We start from the raw sequence: 21,286 nt of genomic DNA, 5'->3' as shown, positions 1-21,286 counted from the left end.
GCAATGGCCACGATTTGGTCGTTAACCGGAACTACTCCGCGGGCAGTTCCGCGTATGGCAGGTCGGCAAGGTACGCGCCCACCTCACGAAGCGCCCAAGCAAGCCATTCGGAGCGGGCGAGAAGTTCGCCCGATGCTTCCTCCGGGGAAACGGATACGCGCAGCTCCAGCAGCTCCGCCATTTCCGCATCCGAGTAGCCCAGCTTTTTCATCGCGTCCTTTTCGAACTGCGTCCAGCCCTCGCTTCGCAATCTATTCTGATATTTGCGCATCGCATCCGGCGTCACGGTGAGGGCGGCCACGCCTTCCGAGCGGAGAACGGCGATGAGTGCATCCAGCTTGTCGGCCGCGTCCAGGTAATGTACTCCCGCCAGGTGCTTGTAGTGCAGGATGGCGTCGCGCTGCTTGTAAATCCAGTCCGCGTCTTTTGCAAGCACCGCGCCGCCATGCCGGTCGAGCGACTGGGAAGCCGCGCGCGCGTGCGCAACCGCGGCCAGGCTGGCCTGCAGGTACGCGTTGATGGCGTCCGCGCGCTCCTGCGAGCATCCGTCCGCGGCAGTCAGTTTGGGAAAATCAAATTCTTCCGGTTTCGCAATCCGCTTGTAGTCCGGATCGGGAGGGTCGCCCGCAAGCGCGTTCGACGCCTTTTCCCACGTGTTGACGTTGAAATCCACAATTTTGCCCATCCCGTAATTGGGGATGCCCATTCCGATCTGGTTCGCTGCGAATCCTTTTACGCCGCTGGTTGCAAGATCCGCCGCATTGTTGCCGTAGCCGAACCAGTCGAGCACTTTGCGCAGCTTGTCGAAGCCGTCCTTGCCGGGCGAATCCCGCGGTTCCTCGGGTTGCTGATCCGGCCTGCGCGGCCGGTTTGGATCGTATTCCGGCAGCCCCCGTCTGCGGCCGCCGGAATTGGGCTTTTCGCGCGGACTCAGCGCAAGCCGCTGCCTGCCGCGGTTCGCGGGAGCGGCAACCCCCCCCCCGCCGAACTCCGACCGACCGGTCGCGGCCACGACGCCTTGGCGAAGAGCCGATCTCGCGGCTTCGAAGTTCGGGAATCCCGCGATGGAAAACCCTCCTGACAGGTAATGTGGTTTACTCGAATTCACGCCCAGCGCGTTTTCGAACGCCGGCCATGGCGTGCGATTGGCGCCGTTTGCGCTGTTGCTTGCGGCAACCGACTCTATTTCGTGCAAAGCAGGCTTTTCGTAAGAAAGCGATGCCTGCATCCCCACATATGTGGTCGGAGTGAGCACTCTCAAAATCCTGTCCGACAATGCGTCGCAAAGCAGCCTTACGGATACATCGGCAGGATCCCCCCCCGGATTCGCGTTTTTAAGTTCCGCGGGAACTGGCATGTTCGATCGAAACGCGATTTCGTCGAATCCTTCGGCGGCCGGCGGAAACTCCTCGTGCACAGAAATATCGGGCGCGATGTATCCGGTGATTTTGCGCACCGCGTAACCTAGCATCGCGAGGTCGTACATATCCGCGCGAATTTCCTTGGAAATGCTGCTCCCTTTCGGAGCGGTTTTAAGAAGCGAATCCAGCTCGCCGCCGAATTGGGATGCGAATTTCGCATATGCAGCCGCATCCGGGTAAGCCGCTCCGCTGCCCGGCGCGCTTTTTCCGGGATTACCGACGATCGTCCATCCGGGTTTGGTCCACTCGGCGGCCGGCCTTACGTGCGACCTGAACAACCTTACCGATTTGATGGCATGGCCCGCAGCGTCTTTCGTGCCCTTGAACGCAAGCGGCGCGATGGAGTCGTCGTATTCTATTTCAATTCTGTCCCCGTTTTCATTTAGGACATCGTAAATCCTCCCCTTGGAATCCCGGGCGACGTCGCATTTTTGCGGGCACATCATTTCCATGTGCATGTCGGAATAGCCATGCGGGAAAAATCGGATGAAATAACCGTCCGGATGCACAGACCACCTGCCGCGGGGAATCTCCGGCCCTTTGTCCCCTTGCGGATCTCCCGCGAGCACCGCGATTGCTTCCAGTTCGGAATAGCTGGAATATCCCGATGTGAGCGTCTGGCGCAGTCTGGCCTCTGCCTCGTAAATTTCGCGCACTCCCGGGGGGAGATTGCCGAATGCCTTGTTCCATAGCTCGGGCGGGACCAAGCCCAAAACGCCGCCTTGCAGCTCCAGCAGCTCCTTTTCGGTGAGAAGCTTCGCGGCGACGGCTTGCATTTCGTGATTCATCTCGGTCAGCTTTGTCCGCGCAAGAATCGCCCATATCAAAATCTGGATGTCATGCTGCTCGATTTCGGGATGATCGACCGAGCGGTCGAGTATCGCTTGAATTATTTTCGCGCGCTTGCCCTTGAGCGGGGCGAGCAGGTAGCCCTCTCCTCGGCCCGGGCCGTGCGTTCCCGCGTGCAGGCAATAGCTCCAAATTTGCATCCTGTATACGCCCGGCTGGACCAAGTATTTTCCGCCGGGTCCTTCGGGCATTTCGCAGACGGGGAAGACGCGGGCCGGCTTGTAATCGTCGAGGTAAGGAACCGACGTGACCGCGTCGTCGAAGCTGGTCGTGATCGGCGGATCGTCGTTCATGCCGATATCGAGACCGGGCAGTTTGGGCAGCCCGCCCAGAAGATCGCCGAACTGCGCGTTGGATGTGGTGCAAACAAGAACAGCCGCAAGGACAGCCGCCGCAACAATCAAAATTCTCCTGGTCTTCATCAACTGTCTCCGTTTTGATTAATTAAACAATTGCCCGGCCAAAGCAGTCAAGCTTGTTGTTCGGATTCCTTGGAGTAATCGTAAAAACCTCTTCCGCTCTTTCTGCCGAGCAGCCCGCTTGCCACCATGCACTTAAGAGAGTAGGGCGGCTTGAACTTGGGATGACCAAGCTCCGAATAAAGCACCTCGCCCGCGTGCAGAAGCACGTCGAGGCCGACAAGATCCGCAAGTTTGAACGGGCCGAGAGGAAAACCGGCGCCGCGGCGCATCGCAATGTCAATGTCCTCGACGGTGGCGATTCCTTCATCCAGCAGCGACATCGCCTCGAACATAAGCGCGATAAGCACCCGGTTGACCACGAAGCCCGGGGTTTCTTTTACGCGGATGGGAGTCTTGCCGATCTTCTCGCAAAACGCGACCGCCGAATCCACCACATCAGGATCGGTAAGAGTTCCGGGGACCACTTCAACCAGCGTCATGGTGAGCGCGGGATTGAAGAAGTGCATCCCCAAAAACCGATTGGGATACTGGTAAACCGACGCCAGACCGGAAATGGACATGCTGGAAGTGTTGGTGGCGAGGATCGCCTTTTCATCCAGATATTCGGATAGAGACGCCAGAAGTCCTTCCTTTATTTCCTTCAGCTCGAGCGACGCTTCGATCACGAATTCCGCGCCGCGGATGTCTGAAAGGTTCGACGTCGTTTTCAGCCGGGCAAGCGCCGCGGCTTTTTCCTCATCGGAAAGACGCTTTTGCCTGGAAATATGGGCTTCGAGGTGCGGCATCTGGCGGTCGAAGGCCTGCGGAAACGGATCGAAACCAAACACTTCGTATCCGGCGAGCGCGGCCAGGAGCGCGATTTCGCTCCCCATCGTGCCGAATCCAAGAACCGCTACCTTGCCTTGCTCCATCGCCAGCCTCCGGCTACCGAAAAGTGGACGGATTATATCAATAATGTCTGACTCATCGGCCAGCCGATTGCGGTATTTATGCTCGCGGCATGAATCTCATTGCCATAAAAACCATAACCGCGATTCCCCAAGAAGGAATTCTGATATAATCTCGGCGGCTTCGGAGGTTACATGTCCCGAAAAAAAGCAGTTAAATTCGGTTTCGGCGGCGCGGGATTTTTCGCCATCGCGCTTGGCGCGGGCATCATCGTCGGCGCCGGTTTTGCAATCGCGCTTCTAGAAATCAGGGAATACGCCAACAGGGCAATCGCCCTGGCCAAGCGTGAGCGGGAGCTTGCGCGGATGATGGTGGACGTGGTCGGGGATTTCACAGGTCTGGGCGCCGGGATGCTTCCGGGGCGCGGAAAAGGACTGGGCGAGCTTGGCGGCGATCCGGCCGTCCAGGAACAGCTGCGCCAGAGGATGAAAACCAGGCTACGCAAAGGCGAAGCCGGAATGGCCGACAGCGAGCGCACCGAAGAAATGGATTTGCTTTATTCCGACATGCAGCCCGAAGCCGGCTAACTTCTTAATGGTATCTCTATTTCAACAATCCCTTTGCATCGGGCCGGTCTTGTTCGCCCCGAAGTGCTTTGGAAGGAGCAAGGGAGCATGGCGAAGTACAGGATCGCGTGGATGCCGGGAGACGGCATCGGCAACGACGTTATGGACGCGGCGAGAATCGTTCTCGACACGCTGGGGCTTGACGCCGAGTATCCGAAAGCGGACATCGGTTGGGAGTTTTGGATAAAAGAGGGCAATCCGCTTCCCGACCGTACGATCGAGCTGCTCAAGACTTGCGATTGCGCGCTTTTCGGCGCGATTACGAGCAAGCCAAAGGATGCCGCCGATAAGGAGCTTTCTGAACACCTTCGGGGTAAAGGGCTGTCGTACAAAAGCCCAATAGTCAGGCTGCGTCAGGAATTCGATCTGGCCGTCAACCTCCGGCCTTGCAAGGCGTATCCAGGCAATCCGCTGAACTACAAAGACGGCATCGACCTCGTGGTTTTCCGCGAGAACACCGAAGACCTATATGCGGGCGTGGAGTACCGGCCGCTACCGCCGAATGTGCTTGCCGCCATGCTGGACACAAGTCCGGCGATGAAAAAATTCGCGATGGTTCCTCCGGACGGGATGGCGGTGAGCCTGCGGATTGTGACCCGCAAAGCTTCGGAAAGAATTTGCAAAGCCGCGTTCGAATATGCGGCTGCCAACGGTTACAAATCGGTTACGGTTGTGGAAAAACCGAACGTTTTGCGTGAAACAAGCGGGCTTTTCATAGAGGCCGCGCGCTCGGTGGCCAAAGAGTTTCCCGAAATCGAGCTTTGGGAAACGAATATCGACGCGATGTGCATGTGGCTGGTCAAGAATCCCCGCGATTACGGGGTGCTTGTCGCAAGCAACATGTTCGGCGACATTATCAGCGACCTGTGCGCGCAGCTTGTAGGGGGCTTGGGATTCGCGGCGAGCGGGAACATCGGCGAGAAGTTCGCGGTTTTCGAGCCGACGCACGGAAGCGCTCCCAAGTACGCGGGGCAATACAAGGTAAATCCAATGGCGATGCTGCTTTCGGTCAAGCTGATGCTCGACTGGCTGGGCGAGGACGGGCTTTCAAAACGGCTGGAAAACGCGATTGCGGGCGTCATTTCGGACGGGCGGGTGCGCACATACGATATGGGAGGGACCGACGGCACGCTGGATGTCGCACGGGCGGTCGCGGACCGCTGCGGAAAGACCGCTTCGGCCTGAGCGCGGCAAATCCGCCCACGGGCGCATTTGCTTTGGATGGACGGATTTTCAAGTATAATTCGCGGAAGCGATTCGACTGCAACCGCATGCATCCTTGTATTACAATCGGAGCAGGTTTCACCGGCATGAACGCGCTTCCTGCCGTGTTATCGCTCGTCCTCGAAAAAAATGCCGTCCTTGTCGGCCCGTTTGTGTCCGCTGCCCACTTGATCGAGTCGCTTTTGGTTCTTGGCTCGGTTTTCTTCCTGGTGGATGCCGCATGGTCGGCATTCAAGCTCATCAAAGTTACCAACAGAAGGCGCGCCTGGGTGCTGCTGTGTTTCGCATGCATCGTGGGCGCAGCGCTGAGATTGGTTGACCTTCATTCCCACATAATCAACGCACCTGAATTCGCTTGGCATTTCGTTGCTGACATACTTATCCTTTCCGTCACATTCCTTGCGTCCTACGGCTTAAGATGGATCGGCCCGATATTTCTTTCAATACAGCGCGCCGACCGCGCGCTTCGCGAAAGCGAAGAAAAATACAGATTTTTGGTCGAGAACCTGCACGACGGAATACTTGTTATTGATAGGAATTGCATTTGCACATTCACAAATCCCGCGTTCAGGGAAATCGCCGAGCAAGACCTGACCGGAAAAGATCTTATGAGCTTGGTTCCGCCCGACCAGCTTGAAATTGTTCAAAATAATTGGCGGATACGCCAGGCGGGCGGTCAAAGTACATATGAAATTAGAGTGAAAACTTTGAGTGGTTCTGAAAAGTTTATTTTAATCACTTCAAGCCCAATAACTTCCGAGAGCGGCGACTTTGAAGGCTCGCTTGCGGTTGCGCGCGACGTCACAGAAATAAGGCGCGCTGAAAAGGAGCTTCGCAAGAGCGAAGAAAGGTACAGGAATTTCATCCAGCAAAGCACCGAGGGGATTTGGCGCTTCGAACTCGATTCGCCGATTCCGGTCAATCTTCCCAATGAAGAAATAGCGCGCCTCATGCTTGAGCGAGGTTATCTGGCCGAGTGCAACGACGCGATGGCCCGCATGTACGGTTACGAACATGCCGCGGAATTAGCCGGCAAAAGAATGCGGGATTTCTTCACGAGCTATGAAGAAGGGCTAAGCGTGCTTGGGCGCAACGTTTCGAACGGATTCGGGATAACGGACCTCGAATCGCACGAGCTGGACGCCAATGGAAATGAACGCATTTTCCTGAACAATGTCGTCTGGGTGTCCGAAAATGGTTTTCTCGTCCGATGCTGGGGCACGCAGAGGGACATTACCGAAAAGAAACGCGCGGAAGACGCGTTGCGCGAAAGCGAGGAGCGATACCGCAAATTTTTCGAGGACGATTTAAGCGGCGTTTACATTTCCACGCCCGACGGCAAGGTGTTGGACTGCAATCCCGCCTTCGTCAAGATGTTCGGCTTCGGCAGCAGGTCCGACGCGCTGAATGCGAATATGTCCGATGTTTACATAAATCCTGTCGATCGAATCAATTTTATTGAAACAATTCGCAGCCAAGTCAGGATCGAAGCTTTCGAATCCAACCTGAAGCGCCGCGACGGCACAATAATGCACGTTATCGAAAACGTGATTGGCTCCTTTGACAAGGACGGAAATCTGTTTCAGCTGCGCGGCTATATTTCGGATATTACCGAACAAAGAAAGCTCCAGGAGCAGCTCAGCAACACACAAAAGATCGAGGCCATAGGTACGCTCGCGGGAGGAGTCGCCCACGACTTCAACAACATTCTTACCGGTATGCTGGGTTACGCCGATTTGATTTTGGAAACGCCCGGTCTTGAACAAACCGTCAGATCGGACGTTTTGGAAATCAGGAAAGCCATAATGCGCGCTTCGGAATTAACCAGCAAGTTGCTTGCGTTTTCAAGGATGCAGCCTTCCCAGCAGGTCGCGGTCAATTTAAATTCCGTCATAACCGAAATGGAAAAATTGATTGAAAAGTTGTTGGGAGAGCACATCACCTTGAGATTTGTTCTGGCGCCGGACTTGGCGGCGATTAAAGCTGATCCGATGCAAATGGAGCAGATTCTTATTAACTTCGCGGCCAATTCGCGCGACGCGATGGCGGCAGGCGGCGAATTCACGATAAAGACTTCGAATTTTGAGTTAACAAAAGGATTTTGCGAAAAACGGCCCGGGCTGACGCCCGGTGCCGGAGTGAAGTTGAGCGTTTCCGACACTGGATCCGGAATGCCGCCGGATGTTGTCGAACACATTTTCGAACCTTTTTTCACTACGAAGGAAGTCGGGAAGGGCACGGGGCTTGGCTTGGCTTCGGTTTACGGGCTGGTAAAACAGCACAACGGCTGGATCGAAGTCGAAAGCGAGCCCGGCAACGGCACGAGGTTCGATGTTTACTTCCCTTCGATTAAACATGAACCGCCGGTTAAATTTTCGGAGGAGGAGCTCTCCGGCCCCCGGGGGAAAGAAACGATACTATTGGTCGAGGACGAGGACATCGTGCGCGCGCTCGCAAAACGGGTGCTGGAGAACTCGGGCTACAATGTGATAACCGCGCTGGACGGAATGGAGGCAGTGCGCACCTTCAGCGAGAACAAGGGCAAGATTGATCTTGTGGTGATGGACATTGTGATGCCGAATTTGGGCGGCGCAGCGGCGTACGAGTGTATTCGGGAGGTGGATCCGGACGTTTCGGTGTTGTTCGCGACCGGGTACGCGAAGGACGCCGAGCAGCGGCGTTATCTGGATTTCCCCGGCGCGCAAATAATCACGAAGCCTTACAGCCCCAGTGTGCTTTTAAGAAAAGTGCGGGAGATGATTGACGATTCGCGCGGAAGCAGTTCGGACAGCGGGGCGTGACCGCCCGTCAATCCAGGCCGGAATTTATACGAGATGCGGCAGGATTATTCTTTATTCAAGTATTCCCCGTCGGACTCCGCGTACAGCCCGGTCAGGCAAACTTCGGCGTCCGGTTCGTTTTTCGAAAGCGCCCATTCGATCGCCTCGTCTATTTCCGCCAGGCATTCTTCTTTGATGCGCTCGAAGTCGCGCTCGTTCATCCAATCCTGGCGAAGCAGCCAGCGTTCAATTCGCAAAACCGGATCTTCGCGAATCCATTTTTCCACTTCTTCGGACGGTCGGTATGTTGCCGGATCGATTTCGCTGTGGCCGTACCAGCGGTAGGTGTCGCATTGCACCAGCGTCGGGCCTTCGCCCGCGCGCGCGCGCCGGAACGCTTCCTTGAATGTTTTGTAGAGCAGCGGAGTGTCGTTGCCGTCAACACGTACGCCCTCGAATCCGTAACCTTTCGCACGGATGCTTATATCCTCGACGGGAGTGCTTAGATTTATGGGCAGGCTTTCCGCGTACCAATTGTTGATGCAAACGAAAACAATCGGGAGCTTGTGCACGCCGGCAAAGTTGAGCGACTCGTGAAAATCACCCTTGGCCGCCGAACCCTCCCCGAAATAACATAAAGCCGCGCCGCCGACTCCCTGCATTTTGTAGGCCAGCGCCGCTCCGACCGAAAGCGGTATCTGGCTTGCGAGCACGGAGCTGTGGCGAAGGATTCGCGCAGGCGTCCAGCCCCAGAAGAACGGCGGGGTTTTGGCCTGCTCTTCGGAGCATTCCCGGCTGAATATCTGCGCGAAAACCATACGAAGCGGCATTCCCTTGGTCAGGAAGCATCCAAGCTCGCGGTGCGTGATGCCGACGAAATCCATCGGCTCGCAAAAGAACGCGGGCACGACGACCGTCGCTTCCATTCCGACTGCCGCGAAGTATGTCCCGTAGAACTTGCCCTGCCGGAAAAGCTTTCGCAATCTGTCGTCGGTCTCGCGCGTCAGCCGGATATAACGGTAAATCTTTTCAATATCCGCGCGCTCTTCCCGCGTGAAATCCTTCGCCGCGAACTTGCTCCTTGGCGCGCCGGGAATAAATTGCCGGTGTGGATTGGCGAGCGTCGCCGTGGTTCCATTCGGCGCGCCCGCTATCACGTCAGGTTTGTTCGCCACCACCGAGGCGGCGGAATCTTTTTTGGCCATTCACGCATCCCCAAGCCGGACGGGCCGGCGTCAAAACAAAAAGCCATTATAGTAAATCCGGATTCAATTCAAGCGTCCCCGGATAAACCGCGTTAAATACCCGCTACGCAAAGGAAAAACCGCATTTTTGTTGATAAAATCGCGGCATGGCTGTTTGCGGTTTTGCCGGTGCACGGGGGACTCCTGGTTCGCCGTGTTACAATCCCGCGCTTTCAGTTCGAAGGTTGTGCGCAAAATGGTTTCAAATCTAATCGAAAGCTGGCTTTCTGACATGGGCATAGACCCAACTAGACGGGACGGCTCGTTCATGTTCGCCACGGGAAGCACTGCTGTTGTTATTACGCCGGACGACGAAGGAGAAAACGCGTTCGTCAACATAGAATGTCCGGTGCTGATGGAACCGCGTGTAGGGCAGCATTTGATGAAAGAGCTGCTCAAACGGAATGCCAGGCTCAAACTGGGCGCGTTTGCACTTGAAGACGGATGCGTCACGCTGTCATACACCATGCCGGCGGCACAAGGGGCATCCGGGCATTTCGCGGAAGCCCTGCGGCTTTTGGTCAAGGCCGCGGACAGCGCGGATGACGAACTGCAGGCGATGTTCGGCGGGAGGCGCGTCGCGGACGGCCGGGCCGCCGCGTCAAAAAAAGCCTGAAGCCTCGGGCGGATACCGATGCGAACATTCGAGGCTTGCCTGTACCGCAGGCCGTTGTTCTGCGCCGACCGCAGTGCCCGGAAGTGGTACCCTTGAAAAAGTGCCGAATCGGGACTTTGCCACGGAATTTTGAAAGGGTATACTTTGAGCGTCTCAATTTGACTCAATCAAGCTTATCGGAGCATGCCATGCACAGATTTTTTGCTTTGCTATTGGCGTTTACCGTTTTGGTCGTTGCGCTTTCGTGCGGCGGCGGCGGCAAGGATCCAATAATCCAACCGCCCCCTCCGATTGAACGCGACGTTAACGGAGTCGTTACCGACTCGTTTGGCAATCCCGTGCCAGGTCTTTCAATACTATTGGACGGCCGTCCGACGGGAATCGTTACTTCGGCGAACGGTTCGTTTACCGTCCCGCGCGGCAAATTCGAGCTGGGCGCCGACAGGCAGTACAGGCTCGGAGTGGGCAAGGGCGGAGTGGTATTCAGCGACAGCCTGTTCGTGCCGGCGGACAATCCTTCGGTGGAAATCAGGTTTTCCGCAGCTGGCGGCGAGCAGGGGTTGGTCAAAGGAACTGTTTACAATCAATCAACAGGCACGCCCGTTTCGGACGTACTACTGATCGCTTTTGCGCACGAAGGCGGGCTTTTCTATACGGAGTCTTCAGGAGCGGGCGAGTACGAATTCAATCTTCCGGCGGGGATATGGCTGCTGCTGGCTTGGAAGGACGAGTTCAATCCCAACGTCGTAACGGTTGAAGTTCAGGGCGGGGGCGAAAGCTACCAGGACGTTTACCTTTCGCCCATCGGACCGCCAAAGCCGCCGGACGGGATAGCCGTTTCGGGTACGGTTACCGACAGCAAGACCGGCTCGCCGATCGAAGGCGCGCTTGTCACGATGACGGTGGATACCGGAATACTTTGGGAAGACGCGAGCGACAAGCCGATGCCGGGCACGATTGATTCGGGCGGCGATGGCGGCGGCGCCGCGCCGGGCGGCACCGGCGGCCGGGAGCCCGCGCAGGCCGACGACGCGATGATCATGCCCTATTTCCCCAGCTACCAGGAAACCTACACGGATTCGGCGGGCCACTACTCATTCGAGGACGATGCGGTCGGCTATTCCGCGTACATCACGGTCAATGCGGAAGGCTACATGCCCAAGAGCACTTGGCAGGACTTAAGCGGTGCCGAAAGCGAAATCACGATAGATCTCGCGATTGATCCGCTTGTTCTCACGACCGTGTCGGGAACGGCGGTCGACGGAGAGGGCGAACCGGTTGCGGGCGCGTGGATCGAGTTCGTTTACCAAGGCGAATACGGCGGGGGCGGAGGATGGATTATGCCTTTGGCGGACGGCACGGAGCCCGCGATGCGCGATTGGGTGGAAACAGCCACTGATGCGGCTGCAGAATCGGGCGGAGGCGCGGCGATGGGAGCGCCGGCGCCGACTGCGGGCGAACAGGGCGGCAACAACGGATTCGACAATCCCTTGATGATGAAGTACCTGTACGAGCAAAGGCAGCAGCGCGAATCCAGCCAGGCCGAGCCGATGCCGCCGGACTATTTCGTCGGGTATTACTCGGTTCAATCTGACGAGAATGGCGACTTCACCATTGACGGCATCGCGGCCGGGCCGTACATCGTGTTCGCCAACGCCTACCGCCACCTTCCGTTCAGTGGCAACGCTGAAATCGCCGAAGACGGCTCGACCACGGTGGACATCGTTTTGGAGGAAGTTCCTGTCGGGAGCGTCGAGGGAGACGTGACCGACGAGGACGGCAATCCGCTTCCCGACGTTCTCATCAACTGCGTCCAGCCCAACCAGGATCCGTTTACTTTTACGGACTCTTCGGGGCACTACCGCATCGACAACATTCCGGTCGGTGTATGGATTGTGGGAGCATACGCGGTCGGCTATCGCGCGGAAACGGTTGAAGTCGTAATCAGCGAAGACCACGTGCTCGGCATAAGCTTTTCGCTCGAAAAATACACGCCGCCCCAAGTGGATACCGTCTTCTTCACGGGAACCGTGCTTGATGGAACGACGGGCGAGCCTGTCGAAGGGGCGAGGCTGTATGTCGTTTCGGGAGACAACCAGTATTGGGATGACTCGGTGACGGACGGCGACGGAGTGTTTACGATGAACCTTGTCCCGACCGACTATGCAATCGACATCGTCGCAGAGGGCTACCAAAACCTTTATACAAGGTTCTGGGTCGATCCGGGCTTCCCGCAGATGGAGTTTTACATGTGGCCCATCGGAGGTCCGATGGGCGGCGGCTGGGGCGGCATTGCCGTCCCGGGCAATCCGGGGCCTCCCACGGGAGGCGGAGAGGACGAGCCGGACGGCGGTGAAACGCCACCGGGCGAGCCGACCGAGCCTCCGATTCCGCTTTAGTCGCTTCCATCCGGGGAAGTCAAAGGCGGAGTTGAAAACGCTATTCTTCGTTGAAGGGAGAGGAATCTTTGAATTTGGGGCGGCGGGCTGTACGGCCTGCCGCCCTTTTGTTTTCGATTTGCGGGTGGTAGGTAAATTGATAACTTTGGTTTTTCAAGAAACCGCGTCAAGAACGCGGAAATCTGGTATACTAGTACCGTCATCTTGGTGGTAAGGAGGAAAGTATGAAGTGCAAGGGGATCGTTCTGACGCTTTTGTTCGCGGCGGTCGCTTCAGTTTGGAGCGGTGCCGCAAGCGCACAAAACGTCAGCGTGAACTTTCAGGCGAACACGACCGTGCAGTTCTTCGGCGACAAGGAAAACTATGTCGACTGGGGTACGCATGACATCGTGGTGTACGGCTACGGCTACGTTCCGTCCAACTTTTTGAACGCGACTCCCGCGATCATGCGGAACAAGGCCATGCGTATGGCCGAGTTGAATGCGCAGCAGAAGTTGCTTGAAAAGGTCAAAGGCATCAACGTAGTCAGCGAGAGCGTGATTGAAGACGCCGAGCTTCACGAGTATTTCGTGAGCCACAGCGAGGGCTTCATTGACGGTATCACTTACGAGGATTACAAGGACAACGGAGCAAGCGACCCCGGCCAATACGAAGTCAAAGTAAAGGCTATTGCCAAGCTTTACGGCCAGGGAACGAGCTACGCGGCCGCGGTTCTGCCGTACGTTGCCAGCAAGCAGGAGCCGCTCGCGGCCACTAGCATCTATACGAGCGCGTCCTTCAGCGCCCAGATCACGACCAGCGACACGATGGTGAAGCCATTCGTCCCCGCCGGAACGCCGGTAGAGCCGCCGCCCGCGGTTACTACCGCCGGCCCATACACGGGACTTATCGTGGACGGCTCCGGGCTTAACGTGTTTCCGGCGATGAGTCCGAACGTTCTCGACCCCGCGGGCAAGAACGTGTACGGCTTCATCAAGTGCGACTCTGAAACCGTGATTGACTACGGCATTGTCGCGTATGCGCGCACGATGGATCAGGCGAAGGCCAACGCCCGCGCCGGTACAAATCCTCTTATTGTAAAGGGAATTCAGAAGTCCGGCAGTTTCGACGCTGACATCGTGATCAGCGCTGCCGACGCGCAGCGGATCATCGACGCGACGAGGCAGTACGATTTCCTGTCCCGCCTCAAGGTTGTGTTCATTTACTAGTCTCCAAATCAAGGAGGGGCGCGCCGGCGCCCCTCCTTTTCATTCACGGCCGATAACTTTCGGCGGGGGAAGCCATGTTCAAATCAACTAAGGCAATATCGTTCGCGCTATTCGCGTTGATTGTCGCCGCGGGAATGGTGTTCGCGCAGGCCGACCAAATCCGCGTCAAGCATGTCAGCGTGGAGGGCGTGAGTTTCATTGAAGGCGGCAACACGAGCCTTGCGCGCAACTTGGCGATGGAAGACGCCAAGCGAAAGGCCGTCGAGGCTGGTGCGGGCGTTTACGTCAAAACCCAGAGCGAAATCGACGCGATGGGCAATTTGAACGAGCAGTTCCTTTCGCGCAGTCAGGGATTCCTGGGCAACCTGAAGATAATTTCGGAAGGCGTGCGCGGCCAGGAATACCACATCAATATCGAAGCGGACGTGTTCCTCGATATCATCTTGGAAAACTTGTCCGATTTGGACATCCTCGACGATCACAAAGTTATGCTCTTCATCGACGAGAAAACGTCCGGTACGCCTTTTTCCGCCGCGACTCTTGAAACGGAGCTAATGGCTCAGCTAATCAAGAACTTCATTATCGTTGATCGCCAGCAAATGGATGCGGTCGCCGCAAAGGGTGCGGTTGATCAGGCGTTGAAGGGCGACCTCGGCGCCGCCGTCGCGTTGGCCAATCAGTTCGGCGCGGACACATTTATCGTTGGAAGCGCGCAGGCGCAGCTTAATACCGATATGAGCCGCGAATACAACCTTCCCGGCTTTATGGGCACCTACGACGCGGTAGTCCAGCTCAAGGTCGTCAACGCCAATACCGCACGCGTCATCTTCGCAAAGAATTACCAAGTGACGGGCAAGCCCGCGAACAGCGAGACGATGTCCGCAAACAACGCGATGGTGATGGCCGGGCAGGTCATCGGAAAGGACGTTAACGTCGAGGTTCCGAAGTTCTGGGGAGCGGCTTCCGTTGACGGCTACCGTTACCGCGTGACCGTAAACAACGCGAGCTTTTCCACCTTGGCCGCGATTACGGCTCTGCTTCAGAGCACGGACGGCTTCGTCAAGATAACGGGCGAGCAGTTCAACGGCGGCGTGCTGACCTTCGATTTGATGCACAAGTTCAAGGCGATAAACGTGGCTGGATTGATTGACGGAAAAACCAGTTCCGGCCAGACATTCCGGGTGAAGGGTTTCACCGATTCGAGCCTTGATCTGTCCGTAAGTTGAGTTAGCATAAATTTTCGGCAAGTCCGCTCCTTAATTAAACGAAGGGGCGGACTTGCCGCATATTGCGGACGAGGAACCAAATCGCATGAATCCGTACGTGACTTCCGAATCGCTTCCCGGGGCGACCGACCGCTGGCTTGCGCAGATCGCGCCGTTCAACACGCATGAAATGAAGTTGCGGCGGGACACGGCTGCGTTGCTCGTAATCGACATGCAGAAGTTTTTTCTCGATCCCGCATCCCCGACCTTTACATGCGGCGGGCTGGCGGTGCTTGAAAACATCGCCGCGTTGATTGGAGCGTTCCGCGCCGCTTCGCGCCCGGTCATTTACACGCGCCACGTCCACAATCCGGACGGCTCCGACTTGGGGATAATGGACTGGTGGTGGCCCGGCAAATGTTGGGAGGGCACGCCGGAAAGCGAAGTGCACGAGCGGATAGCGCCGCTGCCGGGCGAAAAGGTTGTCGCCAAGCATCGCTATTCGGCGTTTTACAACACGGACCTCGAAACGGTGCTGCGTTGCCTGGGCGTAACCGATATTGTAGTCACCGGAATAATGACGAACATGTGCTGCGAGTCCACCGCGCGCGACGCGTATTACCGCGATTATCGCGTGTTCTTCCCCGCGGACGCGACTGGAAGCGTGACGGAGGAGATGCACGTCGCATCGCTTTTGAATCTCGCGTTCGGTTTCGCGTACGTCAACAAGGCCGCGGAGAATATTGAGCAGATGAAGCCAGCCGCCGCCGCGGCCGGATAGCATCGGTTCCGTTGTCGGCGTAAGGCGATCGCGGCTAAATCAGGATCTTCCCGTCAACGAGAATTTTCTTTCCGTCCGCGGTCAGCGTTCCGCCCTGCCTTAAATCGCAGATCATGTCCCAGTGCAGCGCGCTTTCGTTCGTGCCGCCGCACTCCTTGTAGCAGCGGCCGAGCGCCAAATGCACCGTTCCGCCGATCTTCTCGTCGAACAGGATGTTCTTGGTGTAGTTCTTGATTCCGAAGTTCGTCCCGATCGCGAACTCGCCAAGGATTTTCGCGCCCGCGTCCTGCTCGATCATCGCGGAAAGTATCTCCCCGCCTTTCGCGGCTTTGTTCTTGACGACTTTGCCGGCTTTGAAAGTAAGCTCGATGTCGTTCACCTCGCGCCCGCCGTATACCGTCGGAACGGTGTAGCGGATTTTGCCGGTCGTCGCGGTTTCGATCGGCGCGGTGAAAACTTCGCCGTCGGGCATGTTCTTTTCGCCGCAGCAGTTGATCCACCTGCGGCCGGTGCAGTCGAGCGTCAAGTCCGTTCCCTCGGCCTGGATTCTGAATATCTTCGCCTTTTCGAGGAATTTGACCATTTCTTTCTGGTGGTCGCGCACTTCTTTCCAGCGCTTTGCCGGATTGGGCTTGTCGCACAGGCAGGCGGAATAACAGAAGTCCGCCCATTCCTCGGTTCCCATCTCGGCATCCTGCGCCTCGCCCGCCGCGGGGTAAATCGTGCCGACCCATTGCAGCGACCCGGACGCGTCGCGTTCGCTGAAAATGTCGCTTATCGGGCGGCGCGCTTGGCTAACTTTCGCGATTTTCGCCGGATCGACGGTCGTGAGCTTTTTCGAGTTTTCTCCCGCCCATACGCCCAGAAACTTGTCCATCTTTTCCATTTGGTGCAGCACAAACGGATTGGTGAATGAAAGCTGGTGGTCGGCCGCCATCTGGAAGAACAATTCATCCTGCCATTCGAATGCCAGGCGCGTCGTCGGATGCGCGCCGCGCGCCATAACCGCTTTCATTGCTTCCTTAATCAGCGGCTCCGCAATCACCGATCCGGCAATGACAACCAGGTCGTTTTTTTTCACTTTCAGGCTGTAGTTGATCAACAGGTCGGCCAGCCGTTCAACTCGCAAGTCGGACATCAAGTACTCCGGAAATTGACATAAAACCGGCGCAGTTTATCAGCCCGCCGCCGGCGTGGCAATGCAAATGCCATAACGGAAAAACTCCGCGAGCCGCCTTGACTCCGCGCGGTTTATCGAGCGGCCGCGCCGCCCGATTCGAAAAGGTGCTTCGACACGTTCGCCGCGAGATTGCGCGATACTTCAAAAAAGCTGCTGCTTATCGCGCTATCGGGATCGCGCGCGACTTCCGGCAGCCCTTCGTCCGACGCCTTGCGCAACGTGCCGTTTATCGGAATCTCGCCGAGAAACGGAACATCGTGGTATTCCGCGATCTCGCGCCCTCCTCCGCGCCCGAAAATGTCGTCTTCCTTGCCGCAGTCGGGGCAGACGTAGTACGACATATTTTCGATGATTCCCAGCACCGGTACGTTCATCTTTCGAAACAGCGAAATGCCCTTCGCCGCGACGCTGTGAGCGACTTTCTGAGGTGTGGTAACGATCACCGCGCCGGTCACTTCGAGATTTTGGACCAGCGTGAGCTGCGCGTCGCCGGTTCCGGGAGGCAGGTCGATTACAAGATAGTCAAGCTCGCCCCATTCGACGTCCGACAGAAATTGCTTGACCGCGGCGCCGACCATAGGCCCGCGCCAGATAACAGCTTGGTCGGGATCGATAAGGAATCCGATGCTCATCAGCTTGACGCCGAAAACTTCGATCGGCAGGATTTTCTTCTCGCTCGATATCCGCGGCCTGTGGCCTTGCACTCCCATCATTATCGGGATGCTCGGACCGTAGATATCCGCGTCGAGCAGGCCGACCGTTGCGCCGTCCTTCGCCAGAGCCACGGCCATATTCGCCGCGACGGTGCTTTTGCCCACTCCACCTTTGCCTGAAGCGATGGCGAGGCTGTTCCCCACCTGCGGCAAAAGGTTTTGCGGCGTTATTTTCGCGTCGCGCTTGACGACTTTCGCGTCCATCGTGATTTCGATCCTGCCGATTCCCGGAATCGCGCGCAGGTGTTCCATAGCTTCGTTTTTCATCCGGTCTTTCATCGGACAGGCGGGGGTTGTGAGCACGATGGTAAGCGAGACGTCGTTGTTGCCCGATATTTGCAGGTTTTCGATGAATCCGAGCGAAACGATATCCCGGTGCAAATCGGGATCAATCACTTTCGCCAGAGCGGCGAGCACCTGTTCTTCCGTAATTTTGGGTTGCGGCATTTTCTCTCCTTGTTGCGGGTTCCCGCCATATTCAACGCGACGGGCCGGCCAAGTTTAATATCACATGCCCGCGCGGAATGTCCTATAGCGCATCGCTTGAACGGAATCGAACTTTTCGCCGCATTGATGAGTCCATCAAACGCGCGGAGCGCGGTATGCGCGCTATTCCGCCTTTTGGACAGGTATAATCAAGCGATGGCGCTCAACAAAAAAACCCGTGCAAGCGTGCTCAGAAAAACGGCGCTTGGCCTTATGCGGAAGAAGAAGCTGCACATCCTCCTTGTCGCGGCGGGCGAAGCGGCCGGACTCGGCTTCGTGCCGGTGCTTTTGGGAATTTTCATCGCCAAGCTGCGCGTATGGCCGTTCGATTCCGTTTTGATAGCGTCAATACTCGGCGCCGCGCTTGCGGCGGGATGGTTTGCATACCGCGGGCTTTTGCGCCGCGTCCGGCTGACGGAGTGCACACAGGACGCGGACCGCGCGCTTGACCTCAAGGACAGGCTCACAAGCGCCATATTGCTGGAAAAGGAAGCAGCGTCAGATCCGATGGTCGCGTCGCTCGTCGCGGACGCGGAGGAAAAAAGCGCGCGCGCGGTTCCGTCTCGCGTATATCCGTGGAAGTTCCCCAAATCCTGGCGGCTCTCCGGCGCGTCGGCCGCGCTGACGATTATGGTTTTATTCGTGCCCTATTTGGGATGGTTGGAAAATCCGGCCAAGGAAGCCGAGCGCAAGCAGGTGCAAGAGGCGGGCAAGCGCCTGGTGCGCCTCGCCCGCGAACTTGAAAAGCAGGCGCGAAAGGTCGAGCTGTCCAAGGAACGCGAGCTGTCCGCGGAGCTAGAAAAACTCGGAAAGAAATTCGAATTCGGCAAGATCGAGAAGGGCAAGGCGCTGGAAAATCTAAACTCGCTAAAGGACGAGCTTCAGGCCGCCAAGGAAACGGATAATTTCCGCGCGGAAAGCGAGTTTTTGTCCAGCCTCGGCAAAAAGCTCCTTGAGCACGGGGCAAACAGCCGTCTGGCCGAAGCGATGAAGAGCGGTGAAAAGAGTGAATTGGGCGAAGAACTCGAATCGCTCAAGGCCGCACTCGAAGCCGGAAAAATGTCGGATGCCGAGCTTGCCCAGTTCGAAAAGATGTTTGAAAGCCTGAAGCAAACGCTTGCCGAAGCGAAAAATCTGCCCGAATCGTTCGACAGGGAAGCGCTTGAGCGCGCGCTGAAAAAGCTCGAAGAAAACCTGCAAAAGGAAAAAGAACTTCGCGAGGCGATGAGCCAATTACTCGAAAAGCTGGAGCAGAAGCTTGGCGAATACTGCCAGTCGCTCCAGAAGGCGGGGCAGGGCAAGGAAGGCGAGGCGATGCAAGCCGCGCTGTCCGAAATGAAAAGCCAGTTCGAATCCGACGGCTCGATATCGCTATCCAAAATCGCCGAATTGAAGGAAAGCGTGAAGTCCGCCGACTCGAAAACCCAACAAGGCGGCGCCTCTCAGCAGCTAAAAGAGCAAGCCGGCCGGCAGGCCGAGGAAATCCTGAAGATGCTCGGCGAAGCCGACAAGAACCAATGCGACAGCGGAGGTTGAAGGGGCGGAATGGCCCAGGGGCTGGGCCAGTTGAGCGACGCGATGGGGCAGGGAATGGACGGCTCAAGCGTGTCCGACGCGGAATTGCTCGCCGGTCTTTCCAAGGAGCTTGACGCGCTTCTGCAGGGTATGCGAAGCCGCGGCCAGGGTCGCACCCAGGGCGGCAACGCGATGAGCGACTGGGGAATAGGCTCGACGCTGACACGCGCAAATCCAACTCCCGGCACGAACGCGGGCGAGCGCAGCCGGCGGGATGTCGCCGACAAGGGAAACGAGCGCACCGCGATTGACTTTGTACCCTCCTACGATCCCGAGCAGATTCCGAGCGACGCGTACAATACGCGCGTGCGCGGCAAGGTGGGCTCGGGCGGCGAGACTCTGGCGCAGGAAATGATTTCGCTTCCGAGCAAAGCTGACAGTCTTTCGGAGTACTACGACATCGTGGCGGCTTACGGCAACGCGGCAGAGCAGGCGATGGAAAACGAAAACATCCCTCCGGAATATCGCGAGCTTGTCAAGAGCTATTTCGAGACGATAAGCGATCCAAAGGACAATCTGGTCAAGTCGGCGGAAGATGATGAATCCGAAGCCGGTTCATCCGGGAAATCCGCAACGTCCGGCAGGTGACCGTCAATCCTCGATCAGCTGCAGGAATTGCTCGATTAAGTCCTTTTCTTCGATCATCGCGCGTATTTCGTCGCGCGACAGCGCGCCCTGCGATAGCGTCGAATAACCCAGGCGTTCCGGCCCGCCGTTCTGCACCGGCGGCGTGAACTGCGCGGGGATGACGTAAAACTTGTCGGATTCACTTGCCGCGGCCACTTCCTCCGCGGTCATCAGCTCTTCTTGGATGCGCTCGCCGGCGCGTATCCCGATTGTTTCGACTTTTATGGACGAAACCTTGCGTCCGAACTTCGGTGCGAAAACGTCGATCAAAACGGCTATCAAATCCTCGATAATCACGACCGGCATTTTCAGGATGAATATTTCATTGCCTTTTGTTTCCGCGGCGGAAGTCAATACGAGGTTCACCGCATCGGGAATGCTCATAAAGAACCGGCGCATTTTGGGATGCGTCAGCGTCACAGGCCCGCCGGAGCGTATTTGCCGGATGAAAAACGGAATCACGCTTCCCCTGCTTGCAAGGACATTGCCGAACCGCACCACCGAAAACGCGCTGCGCCTTTGGCCTTTGTACTGGTTCGCTGCAAGCACCAGCCGCTCCGCCAAAAGCTTCGTCGCCCCCATCGTGTTCGTGGGGCTGACGGCTTTGTCCGTGCTGATCGCGACGAGCCGCTCGACGTTGTGCAGTATCGCTGCCTCGATCAGGTTCTGCGTCCCGACGACGTTCGTTTTCACGGCCTCGAACGGGTTGTATTCGCAGGTCGGGACGTGCTTGAGCGCCGCCGCATGGAAAATGGCGTCCACTCCCTCGCAAGCCCGCATCACGCGGTCGTAGTCGCGCACGTCGCCGAGCAGGTATCGCACGTTCTTGTGTGAGCCGAATTCCTCGGCCATTTTGAACTGGTTGAACTCGTTGCGGCTGAAGACGCGCACAACTTTCGGGCCGTATTCAAGCACCCGGCGCACGATTTCGCGCCCGATGCTGCCCGTTCCGCCCGTGACGAGCACGCTTTTTCCTTCGATTGCACTGCGAACCGACGCCTCGCCCATACCGCCTGCCGTGTTTTTCAAACCAAAATGATTA

Annotated in this window: 16 protein-coding genes; 10 read left to right on the top strand and 6 right to left on the bottom strand. The window is 57.2% G+C overall.

From position 1 onward, the window contains the following. Positions 1-31: 31 nt before the first annotated feature. Both HRF49_10150 and HRF49_10145 read right to left on the bottom strand, forming a co-directional pair. Positions 32-2,692 (bottom strand): hypothetical protein, encoded by a 2,661-nt coding sequence (locus tag HRF49_10150; protein MEP0815012.1) that lies wholly within the window; start codon positions 2,690-2,692, stop codon positions 32-34. 47 nt (positions 2,693-2,739) lie between these two features. Then, positions 2,740-3,603, bottom strand: a complete 864-nt coding sequence (locus HRF49_10145) for a 3-hydroxyacyl-CoA dehydrogenase family protein (GenBank protein ID MEP0815011.1) — start codon at positions 3,601-3,603, stop codon at positions 2,740-2,742. A 171-nt stretch (positions 3,604-3,774) separates the two neighbouring features. On the opposite strand from HRF49_10145, the gene HRF49_10140 reads away from it, so the two are divergent. The 3 genes from HRF49_10140 to HRF49_10130 all read left to right on the top strand — a co-directional run bounded on the left by HRF49_10140 (position 3,775) and on the right by HRF49_10130 (position 8,231). Next, complete coding sequence (locus HRF49_10140; protein MEP0815010.1) at positions 3,775-4,167, top strand: hypothetical protein; 393 nt, start codon at positions 3,775-3,777, stop codon at positions 4,165-4,167. 87 nt (positions 4,168-4,254) lie between these two features. Then, complete coding sequence (locus tag HRF49_10135) at positions 4,255-5,391, top strand: isocitrate/isopropylmalate dehydrogenase family protein (GenBank protein MEP0815009.1); 1,137 nt, start codon at positions 4,255-4,257, stop codon at positions 5,389-5,391. Positions 5,392-5,516: 125 nt separating this feature from the next. Next, positions 5,517-8,231, top strand: a complete 2,715-nt coding sequence (locus HRF49_10130; protein ID MEP0815008.1) for a PAS domain S-box protein — start codon at positions 5,517-5,519, stop codon at positions 8,229-8,231. A gap of 44 nt (positions 8,232-8,275) precedes the next feature. On the opposite strand, the gene HRF49_10125 is transcribed toward HRF49_10130, so the two are convergent. Continuing rightward, entirely contained in the window at positions 8,276-9,415 is a 1,140-nt protein-coding gene (locus HRF49_10125) for a thiamine pyrophosphate-dependent dehydrogenase E1 component subunit alpha (protein ID MEP0815007.1), read from the bottom strand. Between the two features lie 235 nt (positions 9,416-9,650). Between HRF49_10125 and HRF49_10120 the strand changes: the two genes are divergently transcribed. The 5 genes from HRF49_10120 (at position 9,651) to HRF49_10100 (ending at position 15,663) form a co-directional block, all read left to right on the top strand. Then, positions 9,651-10,070 (top strand): YbjN domain-containing protein, encoded by a 420-nt coding sequence (locus HRF49_10120; protein ID MEP0815006.1) that lies wholly within the window; start codon positions 9,651-9,653, stop codon positions 10,068-10,070. Positions 10,071-10,258: 188 nt separating this feature from the next. Next, positions 10,259-12,469 (top strand): carboxypeptidase regulatory-like domain-containing protein, encoded by a 2,211-nt coding sequence (locus HRF49_10115; GenBank protein MEP0815005.1) that lies wholly within the window; start codon positions 10,259-10,261, stop codon positions 12,467-12,469. Between the two features lie 224 nt (positions 12,470-12,693). Beyond that, positions 12,694-13,677, top strand: coding sequence for a hypothetical protein (locus HRF49_10110; protein ID MEP0815004.1), 984 nt, complete (start codon positions 12,694-12,696; stop codon positions 13,675-13,677). Between the two features lie 74 nt (positions 13,678-13,751). Next, the gene (locus HRF49_10105; GenBank protein ID MEP0815003.1) at positions 13,752-14,903 is read left to right on the top strand and encodes a flagellar assembly protein T N-terminal domain-containing protein; all 1,152 of its coding nucleotides are present in this window, start codon (positions 13,752-13,754) and stop codon (positions 14,901-14,903) included. 85 nt (positions 14,904-14,988) lie between these two features. After that, a complete protein-coding gene (locus tag HRF49_10100; GenBank protein MEP0815002.1) occupies positions 14,989-15,663 on the top strand; it encodes a cysteine hydrolase in 675 nt (224 codons plus the stop codon). A gap of 34 nt (positions 15,664-15,697) precedes the next feature. Here HRF49_10100 and HRF49_10095 read toward each other — a convergent pair whose 3' ends face one another. Continuing rightward, complete coding sequence (locus tag HRF49_10095; GenBank protein ID MEP0815001.1) at positions 15,698-16,801, bottom strand: aminopeptidase; 1,104 nt, start codon at positions 16,799-16,801, stop codon at positions 15,698-15,700. Between the two features lie 113 nt (positions 16,802-16,914). Next, a complete protein-coding gene (locus HRF49_10090) occupies positions 16,915-18,003 on the bottom strand; it encodes an Mrp/NBP35 family ATP-binding protein (protein MEP0815000.1) in 1,089 nt (362 codons plus the stop codon). A 252-nt stretch (positions 18,004-18,255) separates the two neighbouring features. Here HRF49_10090 and HRF49_10085 point away from each other — a divergent pair, with 252 nt between their 5' ends. After that, positions 18,256-19,578 carry a hypothetical protein gene (locus HRF49_10085; protein ID MEP0814999.1) on the top strand — a complete coding sequence of 441 codons (1,323 nt, stop codon included), beginning with the start codon at positions 18,256-18,258 and terminating at the stop codon, positions 19,576-19,578. 9 nt (positions 19,579-19,587) lie between these two features. Beyond that, entirely contained in the window at positions 19,588-20,205 is a 618-nt protein-coding gene (locus HRF49_10080; GenBank protein MEP0814998.1) for a hypothetical protein, read from the top strand. A gap of 3 nt (positions 20,206-20,208) precedes the next feature. On the opposite strand, the gene HRF49_10075 is transcribed toward HRF49_10080, so the two are convergent. Next, positions 20,209-21,252 (bottom strand): polysaccharide biosynthesis protein, encoded by a 1,044-nt coding sequence (locus HRF49_10075; protein MEP0814997.1) that lies wholly within the window; start codon positions 21,250-21,252, stop codon positions 20,209-20,211. Positions 21,253-21,286 lie beyond the last annotated feature (34 nt).

The sequence above is a fragment of the bacterium genome (assembly GCA_039961635.1).
Taxonomy (GTDB): Bacteria; 4484-113; 4484-113; order JAGGVC01; family JAGGVC01; genus JABRWB01.
This window is presented reverse-complemented; position numbering and strand designations above follow the sequence as displayed.